Here is a 24,957-nt window from a genome sequence, read left to right as displayed (position 1 = left end):
CCGTGGCGAACAATTCTGATGCGGGTATCTCAAACGGCACGACCAAGCACATCTTTGTGACTGGCGGTGTCGTTTCTTCTTTAGGTAAGGGACTCACGGCGGCGAGCCTTGGAAATCTCCTCACTGCACGCGGGCTTCGCGTTGTGATGCAGAAGCTTGATCCTTATCTCAACGTCGACCCTGGGACGATGAACCCGTTTCAGCACGGCGAGGTGTTTGTGACCGATGACGGGGCGGAGACTGACCTCGACATCGGGCATTATGAGCGCTTCCTCGACATCAACCTCACGCAGGCCGCGAATGTGACCACGGGACAGGTTTACTCCACGGTGATCCAGAAGGAACGCCGAGGTGAGTACCTCGGCGACACCGTTCAGGTGATCCCTCACATCACCGACGAGATCAAGCGCCGAATGAGACTGCAGGCGACCGAGACGCCGAAGCCCGATGTCATCATCACTGAGGTCGGCGGCACGATCGGAGACATCGAATCCCAGCCGTTCATCGAGGCTGCACGGCAGGTGCGTCACGAGCTTGGGCGCGACAACGTGTTCTTCGTTCATGTGTCCCTGGTGCCATTCATGGGAGCATCCGGCGAGCAGAAGACAAAGCCGACGCAGCACTCCGTGGCAGCGCTTCGCTCCATCGGCATCCAGCCTGACGCCCTCGTTCTTCGAAGCGACCGGCCCGTGACTGAGAGCAACAAACGCAAGATCGCACTGATGTGCGACGTGGACGAGCGCGCCGTGGTGAATACGGTGGACGTGCCGTCGATCTACGACATCCCGTCGACGCTTCACGATCAGGGGCTGGACGCGTACATCATGCGATCCCTCGATCTCAGCGCCGGCGACGTCGACTGGACGCGCTGGAACACCGTGATCGAAGCCGTGCATCATCCGAAGGACGAGGTCACCATCGGCATCGTCGGCAAGTACATCGACCTGCCCGACGCCTACCTGTCAGTGACCGAGGCAATCAAGGCCGGCGGCTTCGCTCATAACGCCGCAGTGTCTCTCGTGTGGATTCCGTCCGACGAGTGCTCAACGCAGGAAGGCGCTGCGAAGGCGCTGGCTGAAGTGGACGGCATCTGCGTGCCCGGCGGATTCGGCATCCGTGGCATCGAGGGCAAGCTCGGAGCCCTTACGTATGCGCGTGAGAACGGAATCCCGACCCTCGGGCTCTGCCTCGGACTCCAGTGCATGGTGATCGAGTACGCACGGAACAAGGCAGGTCTCGCTGGCGCGAGTTCGACCGAGTTCGATGAGGACACTGAGTTTCCGGTTATTGCGACCATGGCAGAGCAGATCGAGATCATCGCTGAGGGCGATCTGGGCGGCACGATGCGTCTCGGCCTCTACCAGGCCAAGCTCGCCGAGGGCTCGATCGTCGCCGAGCTCTATGGCGCAGGTGAGGCGTCTGAGCGCCACCGTCACCGCTACGAAGTCAACAACGCATATCGTGAGCAGATCGCCGACGCCGGACTCGTATTCTCAGGAACGTCGCCCGACGACAAGCTCGTCGAGTACGTCGAGCTGCCGCGAGACGTGCACCCGTTCTACGTCGCGACGCAGGCTCATCCTGAGCTGCGGTCACGGCCGACCGACGCTCACCCGCTCTTCGCCGGACTCGTTGCCGCATCGCTTGATCGGCACAAGTCGAGCCTTCTGTTTGATGACGAGGTGGCTGAGGGAGACGAATGAGCGACCAGCAGCGCCCACTCGTTGATGAGCGGTTCTCGCCTGAGGTCGAGGCGAGCGAGACAGCGTATGCGGGATACGTCTGGGATATCAGGCGCGAGAGCTTCCGATACAACGGGTCCTCACTGACACGTGAGTATATGGATCACACCGGTGCGGTATCGATCGTTGCCATCGATGACGAGGACCGGGTGCTTCTGATCAACCAGTATCGTCATCCGGTGCGAGCGCGACTCTGGGAGATACCAGCCGGTCTGCTCGACATCGATCGCGAAGATCCCCTCGATGCCGCAAAACGTGAGCTCGCTGAAGAAGCCGACCTCGATGCTGCAGAATGGTCGCTTCTCGCCGAGTTCTACACCTCGCCAGGTTCAAGTGACGAGGCGATCCGTGTCTACCTCGCACGGGGAATCTCCGAACGGCGAGAGCGCTTCGATCGTGAGGGCGAAGAGGCAGATATCGAGAAGAGATGGGTGCCTCTGGACGAGGCCGTCGATGCTGTGCGGGAGCGTCGCCTGCAGAACCCCTCGCTCGTTACGGGCATCCTCTCGACATATATTGCTCGGCAGCGAGAGTGGGCCGATCTCGAACCAGCCGATGTTCCATGGGCACGACTCCGCCGGCGAGGCGAGCAGGGGTGAACCTCGAGCGTGAGGTCGACACGTTCCTCAGGCACGTGCGGATCGAACGCGGTCTCTCTGACAATACTCTCGCCGCGTATCGACGAGATCTCGCCCGCTACAGAGAGTGGCTCGTGGCGAATGGGTTCGATGATGTCGAGACGGTAGCTTCCCCCCACGTCTCCGCTTTCGCTCGAAGTCTTGCGGAGAGCGTGGAGCGGCCGCTGTCACCGACGTCGATCGCGCGTGTTCTGTCATCAGTGCGTGGGTTCCACCGCTTTCTTCTCGAGGAAGGGCGGGTGGACGTCGATGTGGCGAAGGAGGTCGTACCTCCTAAGCAACCGAGCCGGCTTCCGAAAGCCATCACGATCAGCCAGGTCGAGACGCTGCTGCAAACCGCTGCGGGCGACGACCCGCGAGCGATTCGGGACCGTGCTCTGCTTGAGCTCCTGTACGCGACAGGGGCACGAGTGTCGGAGGCATGCGCGCTCAACGTCGACGACGTGATTGATACGGACATTGTGCGGTTGACGGGCAAAGGGAACAAGCAGCGGATCGTGCCGCTCGGCAGCTACGCGCGTGCCGCGCTCGACGAGTATCTGGTGCGCGTAAGGCCGGCACTGTCGGCACGGGGAACCTCAACGCCCGCGCTTTTTCTCGGGATCAGAGGGCGACGACTCTCTCGTCAGAACGTCTGGCTGATCATCCGGGCCGCTGCGGAGAAGGCGAATCTCTCTGAGCATGTCTCACCCCACACCCTCCGGCATTCGTTTGCCACGCACCTGCTGCAGGGTGGCGCTGACGTGCGGGTGGTGCAGGAACTCCTGGGCCATTCGTCTGTGGCGACAACGCAAATTTACACGCTCGTGACCGCTGACACGTTGCGTGACATGTACTCTCAGGCCCACCCCCGAGCCCGCGCAGATCAGTGAGTTCCGCCAGCCTGAGCGGCTGAGCAGGTGCTCGCCGGTACAATCGAGCACGACCACATCACGAGAGACGGGAATGAGGCACGCCGTGGCCACCACCGACGACACCGCAACAGCGGCGACCGCGTCGCACTCCGAGCTCGGTCCGACCGGTCGCCCGCTTCGTGACTTCCCTGAGCCCGAGCCCTTGAAAGGGCATGGGCCAGCACGCATCATCGCGCTCTGCAACCAGAAGGGCGGCGTAGGCAAGACGACGACGACGATCAGTCTTGGCGCGGCGCTCGCTGCGTACGGTCGGCGTGTGCTGTGCATCGACTTCGATCCACAGGGTGCTCTTTCCGCAGGTCTCGGGGTGAAGACGCACGATGACCTCACGATCTACGATCTCCTTCTCTCGAACAAAGCCGACCCTCGGGACGCCGTGAAGCCGAGCCGTGTGGACGGGCTCGATGTGATCCCCGCCAACATCGACCTCTCGGCGGCAGAGGTTCATCTGGTCAATGAGGTCGCTCGAGAGCAGATCCTCGCGCGCGTCCTCCGCAGCGTTTCCAATGACTATGACGTCATCCTGATCGACTGCCAGCCGTCGCTCGGTCTACTCACCGTGAACGCTCTCACAGCGGCTCATGGCGTTCTGATTCCGCTTGAGTGCGAGTTCTTCGCACTTCGCGGAGTGGCTCTGCTGATCGAGACGATCGAGAAGGTGACTGATCGTCTAAATCCTGCACTGCAGCTCGACGGCATCCTTGCGACAATGTTCGACGCGCGCACTCTGCACTCGCGTGAGGTGCTCGATCGAGTCGTGGATGCCTTCGGAGACGACGTGCTCGACACCGTGATCGGTCGCACGGTGAAATTCCCGGATGCCTCGGTCGCAGGCGTGCCGATCACGGAGTTCGCCCCCGAGCACGCGGCTGCGAAGGCGTATCGTCAGCTCGCGAGAGAGCTGGTCGCTCGTGGTGACGTCGCCTGAGGCCCCGACGCGCGAGCGCCAGAGTGACCAGACGGATGCCTCCGACGATGGCGGGTTCCGCGTTGCGCTGAGCAATTTCGAGGGGCCGTTCGATCTGCTGCTCTCGCTGATCGCAAAGCACGAGTTGGATGTCACTGAGATTGCGCTGTCCGCCGTGACGGACGAGTTCATTTCGTATCTGAAGGATGTCGAGACTGAGAAAGAGCTTGACCAGGCATCCGAGTTTCTGGTTGTGGCGGCGACGCTCCTGGATCTGAAGATCGCGGGTCTTCTGCCTCAGGGGGAGCTGGTCGACGCCGAAGACGTAGCGCTCCTCGAAGCGAGAGATCTGCTGTTTGCGCGATTGCTGCAGTATCGCGCATTCAAGGAGGTAGCCGGCTGGTTCTCTCAGAAGTTGGATGCGGAGGCCGCTCGCCACCCGAGATCGGTGCATCTCGAGCAAAAGTTCCGCGCGAGGACTCCCGAACTCGTGTGGACGATCAGTCTCGACGACTTCGCGGCACTCGCGACTCTGGCACTGACGCCCAAGGAGATCCCTGTCGTCGGCCTCGATCACCTGCACGCACCGCTCGTGAGCATTCGGGAGCAGGCCGCCTATGTGGTGGGGGTCCTTCGTGTGGGCGAACCTGTCACCTTCCGTCAGCTCATCGCCGGTGCGGGCCAGAAGGGCATTGTTGTGGCGCGATTCATCGCGGTTCTGGAGCTCTATCGACATGCTGCGATCTCTTTCGAGCAGCTTGAGCCGTTGGGGGAGCTCACGCTGCGTTGGGCGAGCGAACATTGGTCGGACGAAAACCTCGCGAATCTGGGGGCGGACTATGACGGCTGAGCGTGCGATGACCGACGACAGGTCAGGGGAGGATGCCGTCGATGAAGGTGCTTCGCCTGAACTGCTGAACGCGCTCGATCTCGACCGTGCGATTGAAGCGCTCCTCATGGTCGCGGACGAGCCGCAGAGTCTGGTCGGACTGGCCACCGCTCTCGGCCGCCCGGTGTCCGAAGTCCACGCAGCCATCGAACGGCTCGTCGATGACTATGACGGTGTTCATGGAGGAATTGAGCGTGGCTTCGAGCTGCGCGAGGTCGGAGGCGGGTGGCGCATCTACGTGCGCGCACGCTACGACGACGTCGTCGCCGCGTACGTCACCGAGCAGAACCCGAGCAGACTCTCTCAGGCCGCGCTCGAGACCCTCGCCGTGATCGCGTACAAGCAGCCCATCACGCGTGGTGCGATCGCGTCGATCCGAGCGGTGAACGTGGACTCCGTGGTGCGCACTCTCCTTGGACGAGGCCTCATCACGGAGGCGTTCACTGACAGCGAGACGGGTGCGATCAACTACGCCACGACAGATCTGCTCCTGGAACAGCTTGGCATCAACTCCCTCGACGAGATGCCGCCGATCTCGCCGCTGCTCGCAGACGGCTCGGAAGGATTCGACGATGACCTCCGGTGACGAGACGACCGCGCCGAGCAGTGTGCGTCTGCAGAAAGCCCTCGCCAATGCGGGTGTCGCCTCTCGGCGCGTGTGCGAGGAGTACATCACCAGTGGACGTGTACGTGTCAATGGCCAGGTCGTGACTGTCCTCGGCACCCGGATCGACCCTGACGTCGACGAAGTGGCGGTCGACGGCTCCGCTGTGCAGCTTGACACCAGCAAGCGATACGTGATGCTGAACAAGCCCCGTGGAGTCGTGAGCTCGATGAAAGATGAGCAGGGTCGTCCTGACCTGACCCAGTTCACCGATCAGCTGGGCGAGCGTCTGTTCAATGTCGGGCGCCTCGACGTCGAGACGTGCGGTCTTCTCCTCCTCACCAACGATGGAGAAGTGGCGCATGTTCTTGCGCACCCGTCGTACGGGGTTCAGAAAACCTATGTTGCGAAGGTCCGCGGCAGCGTCGAGGCCAGGACAGTCGCGAATCTGACTCGCGGAATCGAGCTCGACGATGGACCGATCGCCGCAGACCGCGTACGAGTCATCGATCGAAAGGGCGACTCATCGAGCATGGTGGAGATTACGCTCCATTCCGGACGGAACCGAATCGTTCGGCGCATGATGGCAGCTGTCGGGCATCCCGTCATCGAGCTTGTTCGCCGGAGCTTTGGACCACTCACGCTCGGTGGCCTGAAATCAGGAGCGATGCGCGATCTCACTAAGGTAGAACTCGGGAAGCTGCTGACGCTCGCGCGTGAAGCACAGGCGGTCACGTCGCAGCATCCTCGGCGAGGCACGGCACCGCGTCCTGCGACGGGCACGGCACGCAGATCCGGCAGCGCCGGCCGACGGCGGAAGAAGGGAGAGCGGTGAGCGACCGAACTCCGCTCGTGGACATGTCTAAGAACAGCAACCGCCTCGACGGTCAGGTGCGCGTTGTCGGCACGGGTCTCCTCGGCGCGAGCATCGGGCTCGCACTCACCGGCCATGGCCTCGATGTTGCGCTGGTGGACGCCTCGCCGGCCCAGAGACGACTTGCAGTCGACTACGGTGCGGGTCGAGCTGAGACGGACGCGGATGACCCGGACCTGATCATTGTCGCGGTTCCGCCTGACGTTGTGGCAGACGTCGTCTCCGCCGAACTGAAGCGGTTTCCACGGGCTGTTGTGACTGATGTCGCCAGTGTGAAGGCGGAGCCGTACCTCGATCTGCTCAGTCGGGGGCAGGATCTGGCACTTTACATCGGCTCTCATCCACTGGCGGGGCGTGAGAGGGGCGGAGCGATTTCTGCCCGAGCCGATCTGTTCGTTGGACGTCCGTGGGTGATCTGCCGTGATGAGTCGACGCCGCGCCACGCCCTCGCTATCGTTGAAGACCTGGCGCTCGACCTCGGTGCGATACCGATTGAGATGACCCCGGACGAACATGATGAAGCCGTGGGCTTGGTCTCGCACGTGCCGCAGCTGGCTGCGAGCCTCCTCGCTGCCCGGCTGGTCGACGCACCCGATGCTGCTCTCAGACTGACAGGGCAAGGGCTCAGAGACACGGTTCGCATCGCGTCAAGCATGCCCGAACTGTGGGTCCAGATCCTCGGGGCGAATGCCGGTCCGGTAACGGAAATCCTTGCTGCGCTTCGGGACGACCTCGATGAGGTGATCGAAGCGTTGAGCGAACCGGAGGCGCCCGGAGCACGACGACGTATCGCTGATGCGATTGCCGCGGGCAATGTGGGCGTGTCTCGGTTGCCGGGCAAGCACGGACAGGACCGTAGATTTGCCCAGATCGTCGTCATGGTCGACGATACTCCGGGTCAACTCGGAAGACTTCTCACCGAGCTTGGTGAGATCAACGTGAACATGGAGGACCTTCGCCTCGAGCATTCCCCGGGAACAGCGGTGGGGCTTGCGGAGATCAGCGTCCTCCCGGAGGTCAAGCAACGCACGATCGATGATCTCGAAGTGCGCGGCTGGCGGATAGCGAGTGTGTGAGCATGGCGAGAATCGTAGTGGCGGTCGACGGGCCGGCCGGGTCGGGTAAATCGAGCGTGTCCAAAGCGGCGGCGCGGCGGCTCGGCTACAACTATCTCGACACGGGCGCTGCCTATCGGGGACTGGCCTGGTGGGTTCTCGAGCGCGGTATCGCGCCGAGTGATTCCAGTGCAGTTATCGAACGGCTTCCCGACTGGGACTACCGCATCGGAATCGAGCCTGACGAGTATTACGTCGCCGTCGGCGATACGGATATCACGGAGGCGATTCGAGAGCCTCGGGTGTCTGCAGTAGTCAGCACCGTCGCGCGCGTGCCCGAGATCCGCGCTCACGTGAATGAGCTGTTCCGATCGATCATGAAGGCCGCCCCGAAAGAGGGAATCATCGTCGAGGGGCGTGATATCACCACCGTGGTCGCGCCGGATGCCCAGGCACGTATCCTTCTCACTGCATCTGAAGAGGTTAGAATGGCGAGGCGCTCCGCAGAGATGACCACTGAGAAATCGAGTGACGTGGCCGACCAGCTTCGCAAGCGCGACGCCGCTGATTCACGTGTCGTGGACTTCATGACAGCGGCAGACGGCGTTGTGACCGTCGACTCAACAGACCTCAACTTCGATCGCACGGTGGACGCCGTACTCGATGTGATCGCCCAGAAAATCGCAAGGACCGCCCATGCCTGATTCGACTCCTGACTTCGAGGGGTACAGCAGCGACGACAATCTCGTCGAGAATCTCGATTTGCTTGATGATGACGCAGTCACTCAACGCGCTGACACGCTGCGCCGGGGCCTCGACGACTATGAGCTCGATGACGCTGACCTTGAAGTGTTGGATGCCTCGACTGCAGGCCCCGAAGAGATCCGCTATCTGCCCACTCTTCCGGTCGTCGCGATTGTCGGCAGGCCGAACGTTGGGAAGTCAGCTCTCGTCAACCGCATCCTCGGCCGCCGCGAAGCCGTCGTCGAAGACACTCCCGGTGTGACACGAGACAGAGTTTCTTATCGTGCCGAGTGGAACGGTCGCCCGTTCACGGTCGTCGACACAGGCGGATGGGAGCCCGATGCCAAAGGGATCGATGCATCGGTCGCCGCGCAGGCGGAGGTCGCCATTGATCTCGCTGATGCGGTCCTGTTCGTCGTCGACGCTAACGTTGGCGCGACGAGCACCGATGAGCACGTAGTGAAGCTGCTCCGACGGGTGAAGAAGCCGGTCTTCCTCGTGGCGAACAAAGTCGACGACATTCGCCAAGAACCCAATGCAGCGGTACTGTGGTCTCTGGGTCTCGGCGAGCCTCACGGGGTCTCGGCACTGCACGGACGTGGCGTCGCAGATCTCCTCGACCTCGTCCTTGAGAAGCTCCCCGACGTCTCGGCGGTCGCGAAGCGTGAGGTCGGAGGACCTCGGCGTGTCGCAATCGTCGGCAAGCCCAACGTCGGCAAGTCGAGCCTTCTGAACAAAGCGGCGGGCGAAGAACGCGTCGTGGTCAACGATCTCGCCGGTACGACGCGGGATCCCGTCGACGAGCAGGTCGAGATCGGTGGCAAGGTGTGGCGGTTCGTGGACACGGCCGGCATCCGTCGTCGCGTTCACCTTCAGCAGGGCGCTGATTTCTACGCTTCGCTGCGCACAAGCGCTGCGGTTGAGAAAGCCGAGGTCGCGGTCGTCGTCATCGACGTCAGCGAGCCGATCTCGGAGCAGGACGTCAGAATCGTGGATCTGGTCCTTGAGTCAGGGCGTGCTCTCGTTCTCGCATTCAATAAATGGGACCTTCTCGACGATGAACGTCGCCGCTACTTGGAGCGTGAGATCGAACAGGATCTTGGCCATGTCTCCTGGGCGCCGCGCGTGAACATCTCTGCGCGGACTGGGCGTCACCTTGAGAAGCTGGTGCCAGCGTTGGAGACGGCACTCGAGTCCTGGGACACTCGCATCGCAACCGGAAAGTTCAACGCCTTTCTCTCCGAGCTCGTCGCCGAGCATCCGCATCCGCTGCGAGGCGGAAAGCAGCCGCGCATCCTGTTCGGAACACAGGCGTCAAGTCGCCCTCCGACATTCGTGCTGTTCACGACGGGCTTCCTCGATCCGGGCTACCGCCGCTTCGTCCAACGTCGACTGCGTGAGATCTACGGCTTCGAGGGCAGCCCGATCGTGATCAATATGCGGGTGCGCGAACGTCGTAAGCGATGACGCTCGCGCGGCGAAACGTGAGAACCTGGAGACGTGGCACGAATCACCTCTCCCGCACCCGGCGAACCTCGACGCCCGTTCGGGCCGCGTGATTCGGGTGATGCGTGGGTCGAGGGTGAGCATGGGCGGTTCTGGGGCCGCTACGGTGCCGCTGGTCTGCTCGCGCATGACCCCGTGAAAGGTGTGCTCCTGCAGCATCGCGCCGAATGGAGCGATCAAGGCGGTACCTGGGGGCTTCCCGGCGGGGCGCTCCATCATGATGAGGACGCCATCACGGGGGCGCTTCGTGAGGCTCACGAAGAAGCCGGGGTGCCGGAGTCCGGACTCGTGCCCCATCTGACATCGACGTTCTCGGTGGGCTACTGGTCCTACACGACCGTTGTCGCGGAAGTGACTCTTCCATTCGACCCGGTGATGAATGACCACGAGAGTATCGCCCTTGAGTGGGTCCCCGAAGCGGAGGTGGGCGACCGTCCTCTGCACCCTGGATTCATGGCCGCATGGCCCGGGCTGCGAATGATGCTGGGCAGATCGCAGGTTCTGGTGGTGGATGCCGCGAACGTGATGGGGTCGCGTCCCGACGGATGGTGGCGCGACCGCAGAGCAGCTGCTGTCCGGCTGCGTGATGGTCTCGATGCTCTCGTTGTGTCCGGTCTCTCAGACGAAACGGATCGGCGTCTCCTTTGGCGACCCCAGGTGACCCTCGTCGTCGAGGGGCGTGCTCGGGGTGTTTCGGATTCGGCGCATGTCCGCGTGGTAGACGCGCCACAGGTCGGTGATGATGAGATCGTTGAGCAGGTGTCTGCACTCGCGGCGGGCCACCTTGACGCCACTGTGACGGTGATCACGAGCGATCGCGAGCTTCGCGCTCGGGTCGAAGAGCAAGGAGGGCATGTGCACGGAGCCGCATGGCTGTGGGAGCGCATCGACGCGGTGACGGGCCGATGACCGATCTGGAGCGCTTCCGAGGATCGTGGAGCGCCTGGCGCTCAGAGCGTGAAGCGCAGATGGCAGGGGCACGAAGCCCGCTAGCGTTCGTATGGGGAGCTCACGTGACTGAGCCTGGCACTGTCGTTCCGCCGGCGCCGGGATTGTGGTCGCCGTTGGAAGACGAGCGCGGCCTCTCTGTGAAGGCAAGCGCAGATGATGGCATCCGCATCAACGGGGAGCTCATCGACGGCGAGGCCAAGCTGTACTGGCTTTCGCTCGATGGACCGACGGTTGCGGCGTTCCCAGACGGCAGCGAAGGCATCGTCTTCAGTTACGACGGCACGAAGTTCGCTCTCCAGATCTGGAACTCGGAGGCCGAACGCGCACGTCGTTTCGATCACATCGCGACGTTCGAGTATGACTCGAAATGGGTCGTCCCGGCTCGGATCAAAGAACCGAGGAACGGCAGGACGGTTGCCATCTCGCATCACAGAGACCCGGTAGCAATCGAGGTTCCGGTTGCTGCGGAGGTCGTGCTGACGATCGACGAACATTATTACGTGCTTCAGGGTACCGCGCACGAGGGCCAGCTTTCTTTGCCGTTTCGAGACCAGACGAGCGGAAGTGAGTCATATGGCGCGGGACGCGTACTTGATCTGGAACTGACGGGGCCGGATGCCGTACGGATCGGAGACGTGGCCTTCGTCGACCTGAACCGAGCCCGCCTGCTCCCGTGTGCCTTCAGCGCAGCCTGGAACTGTCCGTTGCCACCGAGCGAGAATATGTTGCCGCTGGAGCTTAGAGCGGGCGAGCGGTGGCCGGTCGATGAGGCAGGGCAGCCCCTCACAGACGCGTGACGCGCGACACGCATCGGCGATGGTCAAAAGCAGTGTCGAAAACACGCTAGACTGTACGAGTTGCTTCGGCGGAGCCGGAGTCACGGGCTGTGGCGCAGCTTGGTAGCGCACTTGACTGGGGGTCAAGGGGTCGTGGGTTCAAATCCCGCCAGCCCGACCAAAAAGCCCTGGTGAGAACTGGAATCTCATCAGGGCTTGTTTTGTTTGACAGGGGTTTGCGGAAAGGCTGTGTGCGGTAGAAAACGCGGCCGTACGTCGCACGTAGAACTGCCCTCACATACAGGATATCTGAGGAGCCCCCACTTGCGGCAAGGGCCCCACGGTGCCTCAGAATAGGGGCCTGCCCGCGCCGACCTGAGCGCCATGCAGTTCGTCAGATGGAGGAACCTCACCGTGACAACACTGGACACAGCCGTGTTCAATCTCCCCGATCATAAGAAGGCGGCGCGAAGTCCTGAGTTGGTCGCCGACGATGCAGCACATCTAGCGGCGATCGCGAGAGCGATGGACCGTGAGATCTCGGACCTTACCCGACGCCGAGATGAACTTCGGAAGGCCATCGGGCGCGGGGGCCAGCAGGCGCTCGACAGAGATCTCGAGATTCACCGACTGAGCGCGCGACTGCGGCTGCTGACCAGGTTCGGCCTCGATATGTGCCTCGGCAGAATCGTCCAGGCTGATAGCGCTGAACCGCTGTACATTGGACGACTTAGCGTCACAGATGAGAACGGTGACATCTTGCTCGTCGACTGGCGCGCGCCCGCTGCGGAACCCTATTTTGGCGCGACTCATGCGAACCCGATGGGTCTCTCGAGTAGGCGACGCTACCGCTGGACGCGTGGTCGAATCACCGACTACTGGGACGAAGCTTTCACGGAGGATGCCGTCGCGCAGACGAGCGCGTTCGACGATCAGTCTGCGTTCATCGCGAGCCTTGGGGCAGAGCGGTCGAACCGTATGCGTGACGTGCTCAGCACGATCCAGGCTGACCAAGATGCGATCATCCGTGCGAGGTCCAAGGGCGCGCTTGTTGTGGATGGAGGGCCGGGAACAGGCAAGACTGTCGTCGCACTTCACCGCGCCGCCTACCTGCTGTACTCGCACCCTCGGATTGGACGCGGCGCTGGCGGAGTACTGTTCGTGGGCCCGCATAAGCCGTACCTGACGTACGTTTCAGATGTTCTCCCGAGCCTCGGTGAGGACGGCGCCCATGTGTGCACCATCGCTGACATGGTGCCGCAAGGTGCCGACGCGGTTCCCGAGGTGGATCCCAGAGTGTCGTCTCTCAAAGCGTCGCTTGAGTTCACGTCTGTCATCGAACGCGCGGTTGCGTTCTACGAGCAACCTCCCACGTCTGTGCTTCATCTTGAGACGGAGTGGGGCCTTGTGTCGATTGACAGGCAGGACTGGGCTGCCGCGTTTGCGGCACCGGCGCCAGGCACCGCACACAACGATGCACGTGATGATGTCTGGACTGAACTCGTCGACATCATCGTGGAGGCCTACGCCGATGACATCCCCGAAGATGGGCTTCGACGGACGCTGCGCGGAAACGGTGACCTCCTGAGCGTTTTCAACGATGCGTGGCCGGTTCTGGACCCTGTGGGAGTCGTTGCTGACCTGTGGAGCGTCCCCGCATATCTGGAGGCCTGCGCGCCACACCTGAGCCGAGACGAAGCAGATCTCCTTCAGCGCGAGGACCCACGTTTTTGGACGTATTCGGATGTGCCGATCCTTGATTCTGCTCGCCTCCGAACGGGGGATCCTGCCGACGTGCGTCTTCGCCGCCGCCGAGAGTCAGCGCTTCTCCGTCAACAGGAGCAGATGGATGACGTCGTCGAGAAGCTCCTCGACTCTCACGTTCTCGACGACGGTGAGGGCGTGCTTCCGATCCTGAGCGGAGAGGACGCGCGGACATCCCTCGTCGATGAGTCGCAGCTGCCGACGTACACTCCTGATACTCTCGCGGGGCCCTTCGGCCACGTGATTATTGATGAAGCACAGGAACTCACTGATGCAGAGTGGCTCATGTTGCTGCGGCGGTGTCCATCACGCAGCTTCACCATCGTCGGTGATCGTGCTCAGGCGCGCCACGGATTCACTGACTCCTGGGAGGACCGTCTTGCCAGAATCGGCATCAGCGAGATTACGAGAACGAACCTGTCCATAAATTACCGCACCCCCGAAGAGGTTATGGCGGCCGCTGAGCCGGTCATCCGCTCGGTGTTTCCCGACGCGAACGTTCCGCAGTCTGTGCGTCGCTCGGGGGTCCCCGTTCAGATCGGTCGTTACGAAGACCTCGAACGCATTCTCGACGAATGGCTCGCTGAGAACGCGGAGGGCGTTGCTTGTGTGATAGGTGATCCCGATCGCCTTGACACGGCGCGTGTGCGGTCGCTCAGCGCCGTTGAGAGCAAAGGTCTGGAGTTCGATCTCGTCATTCTTGTCCAACCGGTCGCACTCGATCAGAGCATCGAGGAGACTGTAGACAGATACGTGGCGATGACGCGGGCCACTCAGCGCCTCGTCGTACTTTCGATGCCCGGCACAGCGCCGCAGAAGACAATGCCAGCGTGACGCGCAGAAGCGAGAGGGCGGGCCTTCGAAGGTTTCGCTCAGGTGTTACACGCGACGATACTGCGCGATGAGAGGGCACTCGAACGGGTCTCGTGCGGTAAGACCTACGCGGTTGAGGTACTCGATGACGATGGCGTAAGAGCGCCAGAGACTCGTTTCAGTGTAGGGAACGCCGAGTGCTTCGCATTGGGCGATCACCAGTCTGCGCGCCTTTGAGAGGTACGGGCGAGCCATGCTCGGGAACAGGTGGTGCTCCACCTGGTAATTCAGACCGCCCATGAGGCAGGTGGCCCACCACCCGCCAGAGATGTTGCGGGACGTACGCACCTGTTTCGAGAAGAAGTCGAGTTTTGCATCTGGCGCTATTACCGGCATCCCCTTATGATTTGGCGCGAATGAAGCCCCCATGTAGACACCGAACACTGCAAGCTGCACGCCGAGGCAGGCGAATGCCATGCCGAGAGGGAGCACGAGGAATAGGGGGAGGAGCACGAGGAGGAACCTGATCGCGATCATGGTGAGCTCAGACCGGCGCGCCTTCACAGATTTGGCTGTGAGGAGATGTCTCAGGCTGAGATAGTGAAGATTAAGACCCTCGAGCGTGAGTAGGGGGAAGAAGAGCCACCCCTGTTTCCGTGTGATGAGACGACGCAGCCCCCGTGCGGCTGCCGCATCCTGGTCGAGGAACGAGATGGTATCGATCTCGATGTCGGGATCCTTTCCGACCCTATTCGGGTTCGAATGATGTCTGGAATGCTTCGAGTCCCACCAGGAGTAGCTCATCCCGACGACCGCGGCGAGGATACGAGCGAGACGATCATTGGCGGGTCCTGTGGTGAGAATCTGCCGGTGCGCGGCTTCGTGCGCGATGAAAGCCACCTGTGTGAAGAGGATGCCGAAGACACCAGCGATCACAAGCTGGAACCAGCTGTCCCCGAGCAGAATGAAACCCGCGATCGCTCCCGCGAAAGCGAGAACGAGCGCTGCAGCGGTCAGAACGTAGAACCAACCGGCACGCTGAAGGTACCCGGCCTCACGCGCGCGCTGGGAGACTTACGTGAATGCGCGAGCGATCGGGGGAAAGCTATCTGTGCCTTCGTACGTCTGATGAGTCAGGGGCCGTGACGAGCTGCGGCTTACGGGTGATGTCGTGACTACGATGATGGAACCTACCAAGAGACGGCCCGTTGGGCGCTGCGAAGCCAAGGGCGGTTGCCGATCGCTTGCTTGACTCTATGCTTCACGGCATACTCGCCGAGACATACAGAAGAGGCAGCGCATTCGTGGCGGTGGGAATTCAGGAGCGGCGCAGGAGGGCCATCGTCTCGTAGTGGTCGCTTTGGGGGAACATGTCGAGCAGTCGAGCTCGGGAGAGCGTAAATGACGGCATCCGGTCAAGGTCTGCAGCCAAGGTCTTGGCGTTGCAGCTTGAATAGATGACTGTCTCGGTCGTGCTTCGCTCGAACCAATCGGCGAGCGTCGAACCGATTCCTCTCCGAGGCGGATTGACGATGGCGAGCTCTGGCGCTCGATCTGACGAGAGCGCAAACTGCTCGGCATCCCCTGCAATGAAATCCACGTTCGCGAGAGCCGCCTCGTCTGCACTGCGACGTGCGCTCTCGATCGCTTCGCGGCTCACCTCGACACCCGTGACCGTGCGGGTTCCATCGGCGCAGTGGAGGGCGAAGCCACCCACCCCGCAGTAGAGGTCCCACACCGTGCTCGGCGCGAACTCATCGCACCATGCCCGTGCCTGTGCATACATGGTCTGCGCGATGTGAGTGTTGGTTTGGAAGAAGCTCTTCGCTCCGAGATGGAGGTGGATCTTTCCGAGCGGCATCGTGAGTGAGCGAGCATCTGAGAGAGGAATTTCGAGATCACCTTCGATGATCGCTTTATGCTCCGGCTGGATGTTGGCGGAGACAACGTGCAGCTGAGGGAGCCTATCGCGAAGATACGGCAGATGTTTGCGGATCCGCGCGATGGCTTCCTGGGAACGCAGGACGAAACGGAGCATGACGGCGCCGTCCGGCGTCACGCTCACCAGGACGTACTTGAGCTCGCCGGAGCGGTTCGGAACATCGTAAGGACGAAGACGGGCGCGGGAGATGAACGACGAGATGGCAGGCAGGCACGCCCGAATATCAGGCTGAAGGATGCCGCAGCCGCGAAGATCGACACCGCGACGCTCCCGATCGAGAATTCCGAGCGTCGGATTCTCCATCGTCCCTCCGACGACCATCTTCGCTTTATTGCGGAACCCCGCTTCCGGTCCCGTCACAGTCGGCTCCCAACGCAGTGGACCGAACGGGGCGAGAAGGTCCGCGCACGCGCGCTCTTTTCGAGTCACCTGCGTTGCGTGGTCGGTACCCATGAGGCTGCACGATCGGCAGGTGCCGGCATCGAAATAGGAGCACTTCATCACGTCGAGTTTACGTGGGCAGTGGTAGCGTCACCTCATGAGCGAATCGGAGGAATCGTCAGGGGCGCCGAATGATGAAAGTGCTGAATCCGCCGATCAGCCAACCGTCAAACGCCGAGGTTTCGTAGCTGTTTCGGTCGCGGCCGTGGCCGGAGCGCTCGTGGGAGCCGGTGCGACAGGGGGTGGAACCGCGATCGTCCGATCACGTGAAGAGGATGACCCTGGTAGCGACGACAAAGGGAAAGACGACGACGGTTCCGAAGACGCGGTCGAGATCCGGCGATTCGTTAGCACAGCTCTGACCGTTCCTGCCGTGACTGCGTGGTCTGCCGGCGCGGTCGATCCCAGCCCCGGATACTACTTCCTGAGCCCACGAGACAAGGTCTTCACCGCCGCTATTTTCGATAATGCCGGAGAACCTGTGTGGATCTCGGATGCGGGCGTCGACACTGCGGACTTCCGCGTCCAGAAGTATCGAGGTAAGCCGGTGCTGACCTACTGGACCGGACGCGTTGACAGCGGGAACGGGCAGGGCGCGGGCGTGATCCTCGATACCGCGTATCGAGAGATCGCACGGGTGCCCGGTGGCAACGGCATGATGGCGGATCTTCACGAGTTCCATCTCACGTCGGATGGCACCGCGCTGCTGACGACGTATCCCGCGCAGAAGATTGATCTGTCGTCCGTCGGCGGTCCGAAAGACGGATGGGCGTTCGCTTGCCGCATCCAGGAAATCGACATTGAGACGGGAAAGGTCCTCCTGGACTGGAACATGCTCGATGACCTGGATATCGCTGAGAGCTACAAGACGATCGATAAGGACGACGCGAAGACCGGACGCACGCCCGAGTCCGCCTTCGACCCGGTCCACGTGAACTCGGCGGATGAGGATGGTGACCGCATCATCATCTCAGCACGTCACATGTGCGCGCTCTACGTGATTGACCGAAGGTCTGGAGAGCTCGTGTGGCGGATCGGAGGGAAGAAGAGCGATTTCGCCGTCGCTGACGATGCAGCATTCTCTTGGCAGCACGACGCGCGCTGGCGGGAGGAAGGCACGATCAGCCTTTTCGACAACAACGGCGTCAGTGGCGATCGCGGCGTGTCGTCCGGCCTTATCTTGTCGCTAGACGAAGAGGCGATGGAGGTGCGACTCAAGACTGCACTCCGTTACGGGGAGTATGAGGGCTATGCCATGGGCAACACGCAGCTTCTCGATGATGGGCACGCGATCGTGGGCTGGGGGAGTGCTCCGGCTGTGACCGAATTCGACGAGACCAATACCGCCATCTGTGGACTGACTGACGTGGGCGCTGGCTCCTATCGCGCGTATCGGCTCCCATGGAGCGGAAAGCCGACTACGCAGCCAGACGCGGCTGTTCAAGATTCAGCGGCCGGAACGCCAACTTTCTATGTGAGCTGGAATGGAGCGACCGCAGTCGCATCGTGGACGATCTTCACCGGAATGAGCGACAGCTCGCTCGTTGAGGGAAAGACCGTCGAGCGAAACGGGTTTGAAACGCCGATCCCGATCCCAGCAGGTTCCACCGTCGTTCAGGCTGAAGCTCGTGACGATTCGGGAGCGGCTCTGGGGCGTACCCGAATCATCGCTCTCGAGTGATCAGCTCTGCTCGGTTGTCACGAAAAGCGAGACGGCCTCTTCGAGAGATTGGGCGGTCCACTGGGTGACCTGACCATTGAGATCGAGAACGGTGTATTCGTCGCCTGCCTGCTCGATGACTCCGAGCACCGACGGAGCGTCATGCTCGTCGAGTCGACGGTCGGTGACACGCCATTCGCCCTCAGCGAGGCGATCCAGCGCGATGTCTCCACGCTCGCGATTCTGTGCCATCAGCGTGTAACGCTCTTCATCATGTGACGCCCATGCGTCAAGCATGGTCACGATGCCCCCTTGCCTCGTTTGTGCTTGCACTCCATGGTACCGCGTTGCTTGACCGGCGCGACGGAACTCGCGGCTATGTTTAGCAGCAGTTACGAGAGCCCGGGACGCACCGAGATGTCGGTCGCCTCGGCATCGCGCGGCAGATCGAGTGCACCGATGATGGTCGTCGCCACACTCGAAGGATCGATGAATTGTGCCGGATCGTATTCGGCGTCTTCCTGATGACGCACCTTCTCCTGCATCGGTGTTGCGGTGCGCCCGGGAAAGACGGAGGTGACTCGCACCCCAGAGGCGTGCTCTTCGGCGCGAAGCGAGTCAGCGAGGGCCTTGAGGCCGTGCTTGGATGCCGCGTATGCGCCCCACCCTGGATTGGCACGCAGACCAGCTCCCGAGTTGATGAAGACGATATGTCCGCGTGCGTTGCGGATCATCGGCAACAGCAGCCGCGTGAGTTCCGCCGGTGACTGGAGATTGACAGCGAGCTGATTCTGCCACGATGCCGCCGGCGTGTCGCCGATCCGCCCGAGGTCGACGACCCCAGCGGCGTGCACGAGTGAATCGATGCTCGTGGGCAGACTCTGCTGAGACAGAGCCCAGGCAAGCCGGCCGGGTTCGCTGAGATCTCCGACCAGTGTCTGCACTCCCGGGATCTTTGACGTGATATCGCGAGCGCGTGCCGCATTGCGAGCAAGTGCGATGACCGCATCGCCCCGACTGCGCAGATGGCGGGCGAGCGCGAATCCGATTCCGGATCCCGCGCCGGTGATCAGGTGCAGAGACATACCTCCATGCTCTCACGCGAGCCCGTCGTCGTTTGTCTGCCCTGTGTGAACAGGGCAAGCTTGTATCACCAGAGTCCCCTCCGTGAGAGAGATGAGCCGAATGTCCTCTGACGTTTCCCGTTCGAGCGCTTTTCCCATGAGCGCGACCCTTTTGATCGCAGTTGGGGTGCTGATCGCCGCATGGACGGCTGGTAGCAGACTTCTCTTCGGATGGGCGGGAAGCATCGCCCTCATACTCGCGGTGACGATCGCACCGATTGGCGCGGTGTTGCACATCGTCGCAGGACTGTATGTGCATAAGGCAACGAGGATCGGCCACAGCGTCCGCCGAGCGATTGTGGCAGCTGTCCTCTCCGCTGCGAGTGGTCTACTCTTCGGTGCGACGGTTCCTGAGAACACGGCAGAGGGATTGCGTTCTCTCATGGCGCCTGAAGGTGACGGGTGGGCTACCGAGATGTCGATTGCGTTCTGCAATCCACTCGCCGTCATCTATGTCGCCACGTCGATCGCGACGGTGATATTCGCGCGGCTAGCTGTGAGAGGGCCGCGAATCTCTGAGGAGGATGACGTCTACCCGGCGTAGTCTTAGAGACGGCGAGGGAGGCAGAATGAAAGTCATCAGCTACAACCTGCGCAAGAATCGGGCTGTCGGGGAGCTCATCGATCTCGTCGCACGCTATGAACCTGACGCCGTATGTCTGCAAGAAGCGGACACGATTGAGCTGCCAGAAGACATCGGTGAATTACGGATAGCTGATTCCACTCATCGAAACCGTCTGGGGCTCGCAATCTACTATCGTCACGACCGCTATGACGCGGTCGAGACCCAGTCGTTCGCATTGAAGAAGTCGCTTCACGATCGGGTGCTTCGGCCCGCGCATGAGCGTCTGATCGGGGCACGCCTCACTGACCTCCAGAACTCGAGAGACGTCATTGTCGCGTCTTTCCACGCTGCACCTCTCACTGCCCTCAACTCCTTGCGGCGCAATCAGATCCGCACAGCCCACGAAGAGCTACATCGCATGGGCCCGGGAATACCGACGCTCATGGTGGGGGACTACAACTACCCCGTGTTTAAGAACGGTCTCACTGAGCGTGTGCGCAACCGCGGTTATGACCTCACTCTGAGCGACGCGCGCACGTACACGCGATACAAGTTCTTTCGTGGTCACTTTGACTTCGCGACATCCATCGGTCTGGACATCGGCAACGTCGCGACGCTTCCACGCGGACTCTCCGACCACATGCCGATCCTTGTGAACTCATCGTTCGGAGAGCTGGAGGTTGCGCGTGATGACGTTCACCTTGTGACCTCGTCAGACGACTTCGTCATCTAGTCGTGAGTGAGCCCGAGTGCGCGGAGAGCTGTCTGGGCATGCTCCTCAGCTCCGCTGTCAGTGACAGGGCCGAGCAGACCTAGGAGACGCATGCGGTGAGGCTGACCGAGCAGCAGCGTGAACAGGGGGGCGGCCAGCGGCACAGCATCGTCACCGCGCTCAGACGCGAGATGCTCTGCCAATCGGGCGATGTGACGCTGATCTCCATTGGAGTGCAGCGTCACTGCGAGCTCCGGAAACCGGGACGATTCCGCTATCACAAGCTGGTGTAGGCCGATCAGCTCAGCTGAATGGAGGCGCCGCACGATGCGCGTTGAGAGCGTCTCGAGTGTGTCTCCTGCCGGAGGATCCGTGCTGACGCCCTTCGCGAGCCGCTGCACCATCTCGGTGAAGACGGCGGCTTTGTCGCCGAAGTAGCTGTAGATCGTCCGCTTGCTCACACGCGCAGCCTGAGCAAGCTGCTCGATCGTCGTGTTGCCGAAGCCGTGCTCGAGGAAGACCGCGAGAGCGGCATCCAGAATCTGCATGCGCCTCTGCACGCGCTCGGCCGCCGTGGGGCGTCCGCGCTTGCGCGGCGGTGCACTGGATTCGGGTACCGTCATTCCTGCTCCTGTCTGTCGCCGACGAAAGTTGGTGCGTGTGGCGACTCGATGCCATACAATGGTACCGAACAGTCTCATTTCGACTGCGATTGTGTACAAGGCCTTCTTACAAAGAGGGTCGAAGGGAGATCTTGATGGCCACGCGGACCCCGCGGAAGACGACATCACGCTCGACCAACACGCCCCAGAAGAAGTCCTCGTCCGGTCCGAAGAAGGATCAGAAGCTGATGGTGGACTTCTACCGGCAGATGATGGACATCCGCCGGTTTGAAGAGAGGGCGTCACGCGCTTACACTCAAGCGCTGGTCGGAGGATATTGTCACCTTAACCTCGGCGAAGAAGCTGCAGTCGTAGGACTGATGGCAGCTTTGAAGCCGACGGACTACCTCTTTACCAACTACCGTGAGCACGGCTACGCCCTCGCTCGCGACATCGATCCGAACCGTGTAATGGCCGAACTTTATGGTCGTGAGGACGGCGTCTCCAAGGGTTGGGGCGGATCAATGCACATGTTCGACTTCGAGAAGCGCCTCCTTGGCGGCTACGGAATCGTCGGTGGACAGATTCCGCTCGCGACAGGTGTTGCTCTCGGTATCAACTATCGGGACGAAGACCACGTCGTGATGTGCACCATGGGCGATGGGACGACGAACATCGGCGCGTTCCACGAGTCGCTCAACATCGCGGCGCTCTGGGACCTGCCGTGCGTATTCGTCATCATCAACAACAAGCTCGGCATGGGGACGACAGTTGACAAGTCCTCTGCAGAGCCAGAGCTGTACAAGCGTGCCAGCTCCTACCGGATGGAGTCGGAGCGTGTTGATGGTCTGGACCCGATGGCGGTCTACGAGGCGGCGCAGCGCGCCGTGGCCTCGGCGCGCAAGGGCAAGCCGTTCCTTCTCGAGGTGATGACCGAGCGCCTTAAGGGCCACTCGGTCGTTGACCCGGCGAAGTATCGCGACCCCAAGGAAGTCGAGAAGCTCAAGGAGAACGACCCCGTCATTACCTTCGCAGCGAAGCTGAAGAAGGACGGTCTCATCGACGACGACGAGATCGCCAAGATCGACGAGGCCGCGAAGAAGCTGGCAGCGGACGCTGCCGAGTTCGCAGAGAAGAGCCCGCACCCTGAGGTTTCGACTCTCTTCGACTACACCTATGCAACGCCTGTTCCGAACGACTCGCGCCGCCTGCCCGGTGAAGCGCTCTTCGAACCGGCGCCCCTTCCCTCGAACGGAGGCCGCGCATGACTCTCATGACGTATCGCCAGGCTCTGCACGACACCCTGCGCGCTGAGATGCTCCGCGACGAGAACGTCTTCCTTATGGGAGAGGAGATCGGAGTCTTCGAGGGGTCGTACAAGATTACGGCCGGGATGCTCGAGGAGTTCGGTCCGAAGCGAGTACGCGACACCCCCATTGCCGAAGAAGGATTCACTGGAGCGGCGATCGGCGCCGCGATGGTGGGACTGCGTCCGGTCGTCGAGATTATGACGATCAACTTCTCGCTCTTGGCTCTCGACCAGATCGTGAACCACGCGGCGAAGATCTACGGCATGTTCGGCGGCCAGGCCAAGGTGCCAATGGTCATCAGAACGCCAGGCGGCGGTGGCCAGCAGCTCGGCGCGACGCACTCGCAGAACATCGAGCTGTATTACTCGTTCGTACCAGGGATGAAGGTGGTCGCACCGAGCAACCCGGCGGACGCGAAGGCTCTGCTTCTCGCGGCGATCCGAGACGATGACCCGGTGCTCTTCCTCGAGAACCTCGGACTGTACAACACCAAGGGCGAGGTGCCAGAGGGCGACGAGCCGGCCGAGATCGGCAAGGCGAAGATCACGCGAGAGGGCAAAGACCTCACCCTCATCGGTTACTCGCGTATGGCTCATGTCGCGCAGGAAGTCGCGGAGGAACTCGCTGAGAGCGAGGGGCTCGACATCGAGGTGGTCGACCTGCGCAGCCTTCGCCCGCTCGATCGCGAGACCTTCATCGAGTCAGTGAAGAAGACCCACGCAGCTGTCATCCTTGAGGATGACTGGCTGACGTACGGAATCGGAGCTGAGGTCGCGGCGTCCATCTCGGACGGTGCATTTGACTACCTCGACGCTCCCGTTCGTCGTGTGGCAATGGCCGAAGTGCCGATGCCCTACGCGAAGCCACTGGAGACGGCTGCTCTGCCGTCAGCGGATGACGTGAAGAACGCCATCCGTCAGACCCTCGACGCGGTCGGACACCGCAGGTAAGACGGAATGATGATCGAAATCACAATGCCGCGACTCTCCGACACGATGGAGGAGGGCGCAATTGCAACCTGGCACAAGAAGGCCGGCGACAAGGTCGAAGAGGGCGACGTCCTCGTAGAGATCGAGACCGACAAGGCCACGATGGAGTACGAAGCGTACGAATCGGGGACTCTCGCTGAGATCCTGGTCGAGGAGGGCGAACTCGTCGCAATCGGAACGCCGATCGCGAAGCTCGACGACGGCTCGGGAGACTCGGGGAGCGGTTCCGATTCGGGCGCTGCTGCTCAGAACGCGGACACAAAGGACGAGGCGTCTGCTGAGTCGGGGGCCGCTGAGGCTCCGAAGGCCAAGACCGATGAATCAGCGGATGCTGAGGCACCGACGGACTCCGGCGAGAAGAGCGCAGAACCTGCGGCGGCTCCGGCAGCCGCCGGCGAGCGCCAGTTTGCCTCGCCGCTCGTGCGAAAGCTCGCGCGTGACTACAACCTGGACCTGAGTTCCGTTCAGGGCAGTGGTCCTGGTGGACGCATCATCCGTGCGGACATTGATCCACTGCTGAACCAGGCACCAGCGACTGAGCCGAAGGCTGAGCAGCCAAAGTCGGAGAAGGCGTCCGCTTCTCAGCAGACACCTGCCACATCCGCGGACGACGACCGCCGTGGGTCTGAGAAGGAGCCGATCAGCAGCATTCGTCGTGTGATCGCTCGTCGTCTGGGAGAAAGCGCGCGTGAGGTGCCTCACTTCTACGTGACTGCTGTCGCAGACGCCGAAGAGCTCGTGAAGCTCCGTGCGTCACTCAACGAGCAGCTCGTCGCGGCCGGTCGGCCGAAGGTCAGCGTGAACGATCTGATCGTGCGTGCGGCGGCGCTTGCGCTTCGCGAGCATCCGGAGGTCAATGCCTCCTACGTGGGTGATGACGCAGACCACATTCTGCGCCACTCCCGAGTGAACGTGGGGGTCGCAGTCGCAAGTGACAGCGGACTGATGGTGCCGGTCATCGATGACGCAGACACGAAGACCGTGACACAGCTCGGCGTGGAGACGAAGAAACTCGCCAAGCTCGCGAACGAGAAGAAGCTCAGCCCGGCTCAGATGTCTGGCGGAACCTTCACGATCAGCAACCTCGGGATGTTCGGAGTGGAGGAGTTCACCGCGATCATCAACCCACCGGAGGGCGCCATCCTCGCGGTCGGTGGGACGAAGCAGGAAGCTGTGGTCGTCGATGGTGAGATCGTCGCGCGCCATCGTATGCGATACACGCTGTCGAGTGACCACCGGATCATCGACGGTGCTCTCGCAGCGCAATTCCTGCAGACGCTGACGCGCCTGATCGAGAACCCGTGGACGATCATCGCCTAACCGCTCTCGTCAAGCCCCGTGACAGTTCGGGGCGTGGCTCGTAACGTCGAAGCGACACAGGCCGGCATCCCGCCCAGGCGGTGGTGCCGGCCTTCGCTATTCGACAGAGGAGGCA

Annotated in this window: 23 protein-coding genes, 1 tRNA gene and 1 pseudogene; 20 read left to right on the top strand and 5 right to left on the bottom strand. The window is 61.9% G+C overall.

Annotated features, from left to right (window positions below; translation table 11 throughout):
- Nucleotides 1-2 precede the first annotated feature (2 nt).
- The 14 genes from ACSAGD_RS07745 to helR all read left to right on the top strand — a co-directional run bounded on the left by ACSAGD_RS07745 (nt 3) and on the right by helR (nt 14,198).
- Nucleotides 3-1,703, top strand: a complete 1,701-nt coding sequence (locus ACSAGD_RS07745) for a CTP synthase (RefSeq protein ID WP_437582143.1) — start codon at nt 3-5, stop codon at nt 1,701-1,703.
- Nucleotides 1,700-2,341: an NUDIX domain-containing protein gene (locus ACSAGD_RS07740; RefSeq protein WP_437582142.1), complete on the top strand. Its 642-nt coding sequence runs from the start codon at nt 1,700-1,702 to the stop codon at nt 2,339-2,341. The genes ACSAGD_RS07745 and ACSAGD_RS07740 overlap by 4 nt, the downstream gene beginning before the upstream one ends.
- Complete coding sequence (gene xerD / locus ACSAGD_RS07735) at nt 2,338-3,252, top strand: site-specific tyrosine recombinase XerD (RefSeq protein ID WP_437582141.1); 915 nt, start codon at nt 2,338-2,340, stop codon at nt 3,250-3,252. The genes ACSAGD_RS07740 and xerD overlap by 4 nt, the downstream gene beginning before the upstream one ends.
- A gap of 73 nt (nt 3,253-3,325) precedes the next feature.
- Nucleotides 3,326-4,222 (top strand): ParA family protein, encoded by an 897-nt coding sequence (locus ACSAGD_RS07730; protein WP_437582140.1) that lies wholly within the window; start codon nt 3,326-3,328, stop codon nt 4,220-4,222.
- Nucleotides 4,206-5,051, top strand: a complete 846-nt coding sequence (locus ACSAGD_RS07725) for a segregation and condensation protein A (protein ID WP_437582139.1) — start codon at nt 4,206-4,208, stop codon at nt 5,049-5,051. Before ACSAGD_RS07730 ends, ACSAGD_RS07725 begins: the two co-directional genes overlap by 17 nt.
- Before the next feature lie 7 nt (nt 5,052-5,058).
- Complete coding sequence (scpB, locus tag ACSAGD_RS07720) at nt 5,059-5,676, top strand: SMC-Scp complex subunit ScpB (protein ID WP_437582138.1); 618 nt, start codon at nt 5,059-5,061, stop codon at nt 5,674-5,676.
- Nucleotides 5,663-6,529, top strand: a complete 867-nt coding sequence (locus ACSAGD_RS07715; RefSeq protein ID WP_437582137.1) for a pseudouridine synthase — start codon at nt 5,663-5,665, stop codon at nt 6,527-6,529. Before scpB ends, ACSAGD_RS07715 begins: the two co-directional genes overlap by 14 nt.
- 23 nt (nt 6,530-6,552) lie before the next feature.
- Nucleotides 6,553-7,644 carry a prephenate dehydrogenase gene (locus ACSAGD_RS07710; protein ID WP_437585141.1) on the top strand — a complete coding sequence of 364 codons (1,092 nt, stop codon included), beginning with the start codon at nt 6,553-6,555 and terminating at the stop codon, nt 7,642-7,644.
- Between the two features lie 2 nt (nt 7,645-7,646).
- Nucleotides 7,647-8,327: a (d)CMP kinase gene (cmk, locus tag ACSAGD_RS07705; protein WP_437582136.1), complete on the top strand. Its 681-nt coding sequence runs from the start codon at nt 7,647-7,649 to the stop codon at nt 8,325-8,327.
- Nucleotides 8,320-9,834, top strand: coding sequence for a ribosome biogenesis GTPase Der (der, locus tag ACSAGD_RS07700; protein WP_437582135.1), 1,515 nt, complete (start codon nt 8,320-8,322; stop codon nt 9,832-9,834). Before cmk ends, der begins: the two co-directional genes overlap by 8 nt.
- 33 nt (nt 9,835-9,867) lie before the next feature.
- Nucleotides 9,868-10,782 carry an NUDIX domain-containing protein gene (locus ACSAGD_RS07695; protein ID WP_437582134.1) on the top strand — a complete coding sequence of 305 codons (915 nt, stop codon included), beginning with the start codon at nt 9,868-9,870 and terminating at the stop codon, nt 10,780-10,782.
- Between the two features lie 104 nt (nt 10,783-10,886).
- Nucleotides 10,887-11,621: a DUF1684 domain-containing protein gene (locus ACSAGD_RS07690; RefSeq protein ID WP_437582133.1), complete on the top strand. Its 735-nt coding sequence runs from the start codon at nt 10,887-10,889 to the stop codon at nt 11,619-11,621.
- An 83-nt stretch (nt 11,622-11,704) separates the two neighbouring features.
- Nucleotides 11,705-11,781 (top strand) — tRNA-Pro (locus ACSAGD_RS07685).
- Between the two features lie 233 nt (nt 11,782-12,014).
- Nucleotides 12,015-14,198 (top strand): RNA polymerase recycling motor ATPase HelR, encoded by a 2,184-nt coding sequence (gene helR, locus ACSAGD_RS07680; RefSeq protein WP_437582132.1) that lies wholly within the window; start codon nt 12,015-12,017, stop codon nt 14,196-14,198.
- A 45-nt stretch (nt 14,199-14,243) separates the two neighbouring features.
- On the opposite strand, the pseudogene ACSAGD_RS07675 reads toward helR, so the two are convergent.
- Both ACSAGD_RS07675 and ACSAGD_RS07670 read right to left on the bottom strand, forming a co-directional pair.
- Nucleotides 14,244-15,314, bottom strand: a pseudogene (locus ACSAGD_RS07675) (fatty acid desaturase family protein).
- 181 nt (nt 15,315-15,495) lie between these two features.
- Nucleotides 15,496-16,572 carry a methyltransferase domain-containing protein gene (locus ACSAGD_RS07670; protein ID WP_437582131.1) on the bottom strand — a complete coding sequence of 359 codons (1,077 nt, stop codon included), beginning with the start codon at nt 16,570-16,572 and terminating at the stop codon, nt 15,496-15,498.
- A gap of 85 nt (nt 16,573-16,657) precedes the next feature.
- On the opposite strand from ACSAGD_RS07670, the gene ACSAGD_RS07665 reads away from it, so the two are divergent.
- The gene (locus ACSAGD_RS07665) at nt 16,658-18,241 is read left to right on the top strand and encodes an arylsulfotransferase family protein (RefSeq protein ID WP_437582130.1); all 1,584 of its coding nucleotides are present in this window, start codon (nt 16,658-16,660) and stop codon (nt 18,239-18,241) included.
- Here ACSAGD_RS07665 and ACSAGD_RS07660 read toward each other — a convergent pair whose 3' ends face one another.
- Nucleotides 18,242-18,523 carry a hypothetical protein gene (locus tag ACSAGD_RS07660; RefSeq protein ID WP_437582129.1) on the bottom strand — a complete coding sequence of 94 codons (282 nt, stop codon included), beginning with the start codon at nt 18,521-18,523 and terminating at the stop codon, nt 18,242-18,244. It abuts the gene before it with no gap.
- An 89-nt stretch (nt 18,524-18,612) separates the two neighbouring features.
- Complete coding sequence (locus ACSAGD_RS07655) at nt 18,613-19,305, bottom strand: SDR family oxidoreductase (protein WP_437582127.1); 693 nt, start codon at nt 19,303-19,305, stop codon at nt 18,613-18,615.
- A gap of 136 nt (nt 19,306-19,441) precedes the next feature.
- On the opposite strand from ACSAGD_RS07655, the gene ACSAGD_RS07650 reads away from it, so the two are divergent.
- The gene (locus ACSAGD_RS07650) at nt 19,442-19,888 is read left to right on the top strand and encodes a hypothetical protein (RefSeq protein ID WP_437582126.1); all 447 of its coding nucleotides are present in this window, start codon (nt 19,442-19,444) and stop codon (nt 19,886-19,888) included.
- Between the two features lie 25 nt (nt 19,889-19,913).
- Nucleotides 19,914-20,642, top strand: a complete 729-nt coding sequence (locus ACSAGD_RS07645; protein ID WP_437582125.1) for an endonuclease/exonuclease/phosphatase family protein — start codon at nt 19,914-19,916, stop codon at nt 20,640-20,642.
- Here the strand turns inward: ACSAGD_RS07645 and ACSAGD_RS07640 are convergent.
- Nucleotides 20,639-21,244: a TetR/AcrR family transcriptional regulator gene (locus tag ACSAGD_RS07640; RefSeq protein ID WP_437582124.1), complete on the bottom strand. Its 606-nt coding sequence runs from the start codon at nt 21,242-21,244 to the stop codon at nt 20,639-20,641. The genes ACSAGD_RS07645 and ACSAGD_RS07640 overlap by 4 nt on opposite strands.
- A 134-nt stretch (nt 21,245-21,378) precedes the next feature.
- On the opposite strand from ACSAGD_RS07640, the gene pdhA reads away from it, so the two are divergent.
- The 3 genes from pdhA to ACSAGD_RS07625 are packed head-to-tail and all read left to right on the top strand — an operon-like array spanning nt 21,379 to nt 24,842.
- Nucleotides 21,379-22,491, top strand: coding sequence for a pyruvate dehydrogenase (acetyl-transferring) E1 component subunit alpha (gene pdhA / locus ACSAGD_RS07635; RefSeq protein ID WP_437582123.1), 1,113 nt, complete (start codon nt 21,379-21,381; stop codon nt 22,489-22,491).
- Complete coding sequence (locus ACSAGD_RS07630) at nt 22,488-23,483, top strand: alpha-ketoacid dehydrogenase subunit beta (protein ID WP_437582122.1); 996 nt, start codon at nt 22,488-22,490, stop codon at nt 23,481-23,483. Before pdhA ends, ACSAGD_RS07630 begins: the two co-directional genes overlap by 4 nt.
- A 6-nt stretch (nt 23,484-23,489) precedes the next feature.
- Nucleotides 23,490-24,842, top strand: a complete 1,353-nt coding sequence (locus ACSAGD_RS07625) for a dihydrolipoamide acetyltransferase family protein (RefSeq protein WP_437582121.1) — start codon at nt 23,490-23,492, stop codon at nt 24,840-24,842.
- Nucleotides 24,843-24,957: the final 115 nt, after the last annotated feature.

Origin of the sequence: Paramicrobacterium salitolerans (assembly GCF_051513965.1) — a bacterium.
Lineage (GTDB): Bacteria > Actinomycetota > Actinomycetes > Actinomycetales > Microbacteriaceae > Paramicrobacterium.
Note: the sequence above shows the minus strand (reverse complement) of the source record. Positions and strands in the feature narration are given on the sequence as shown.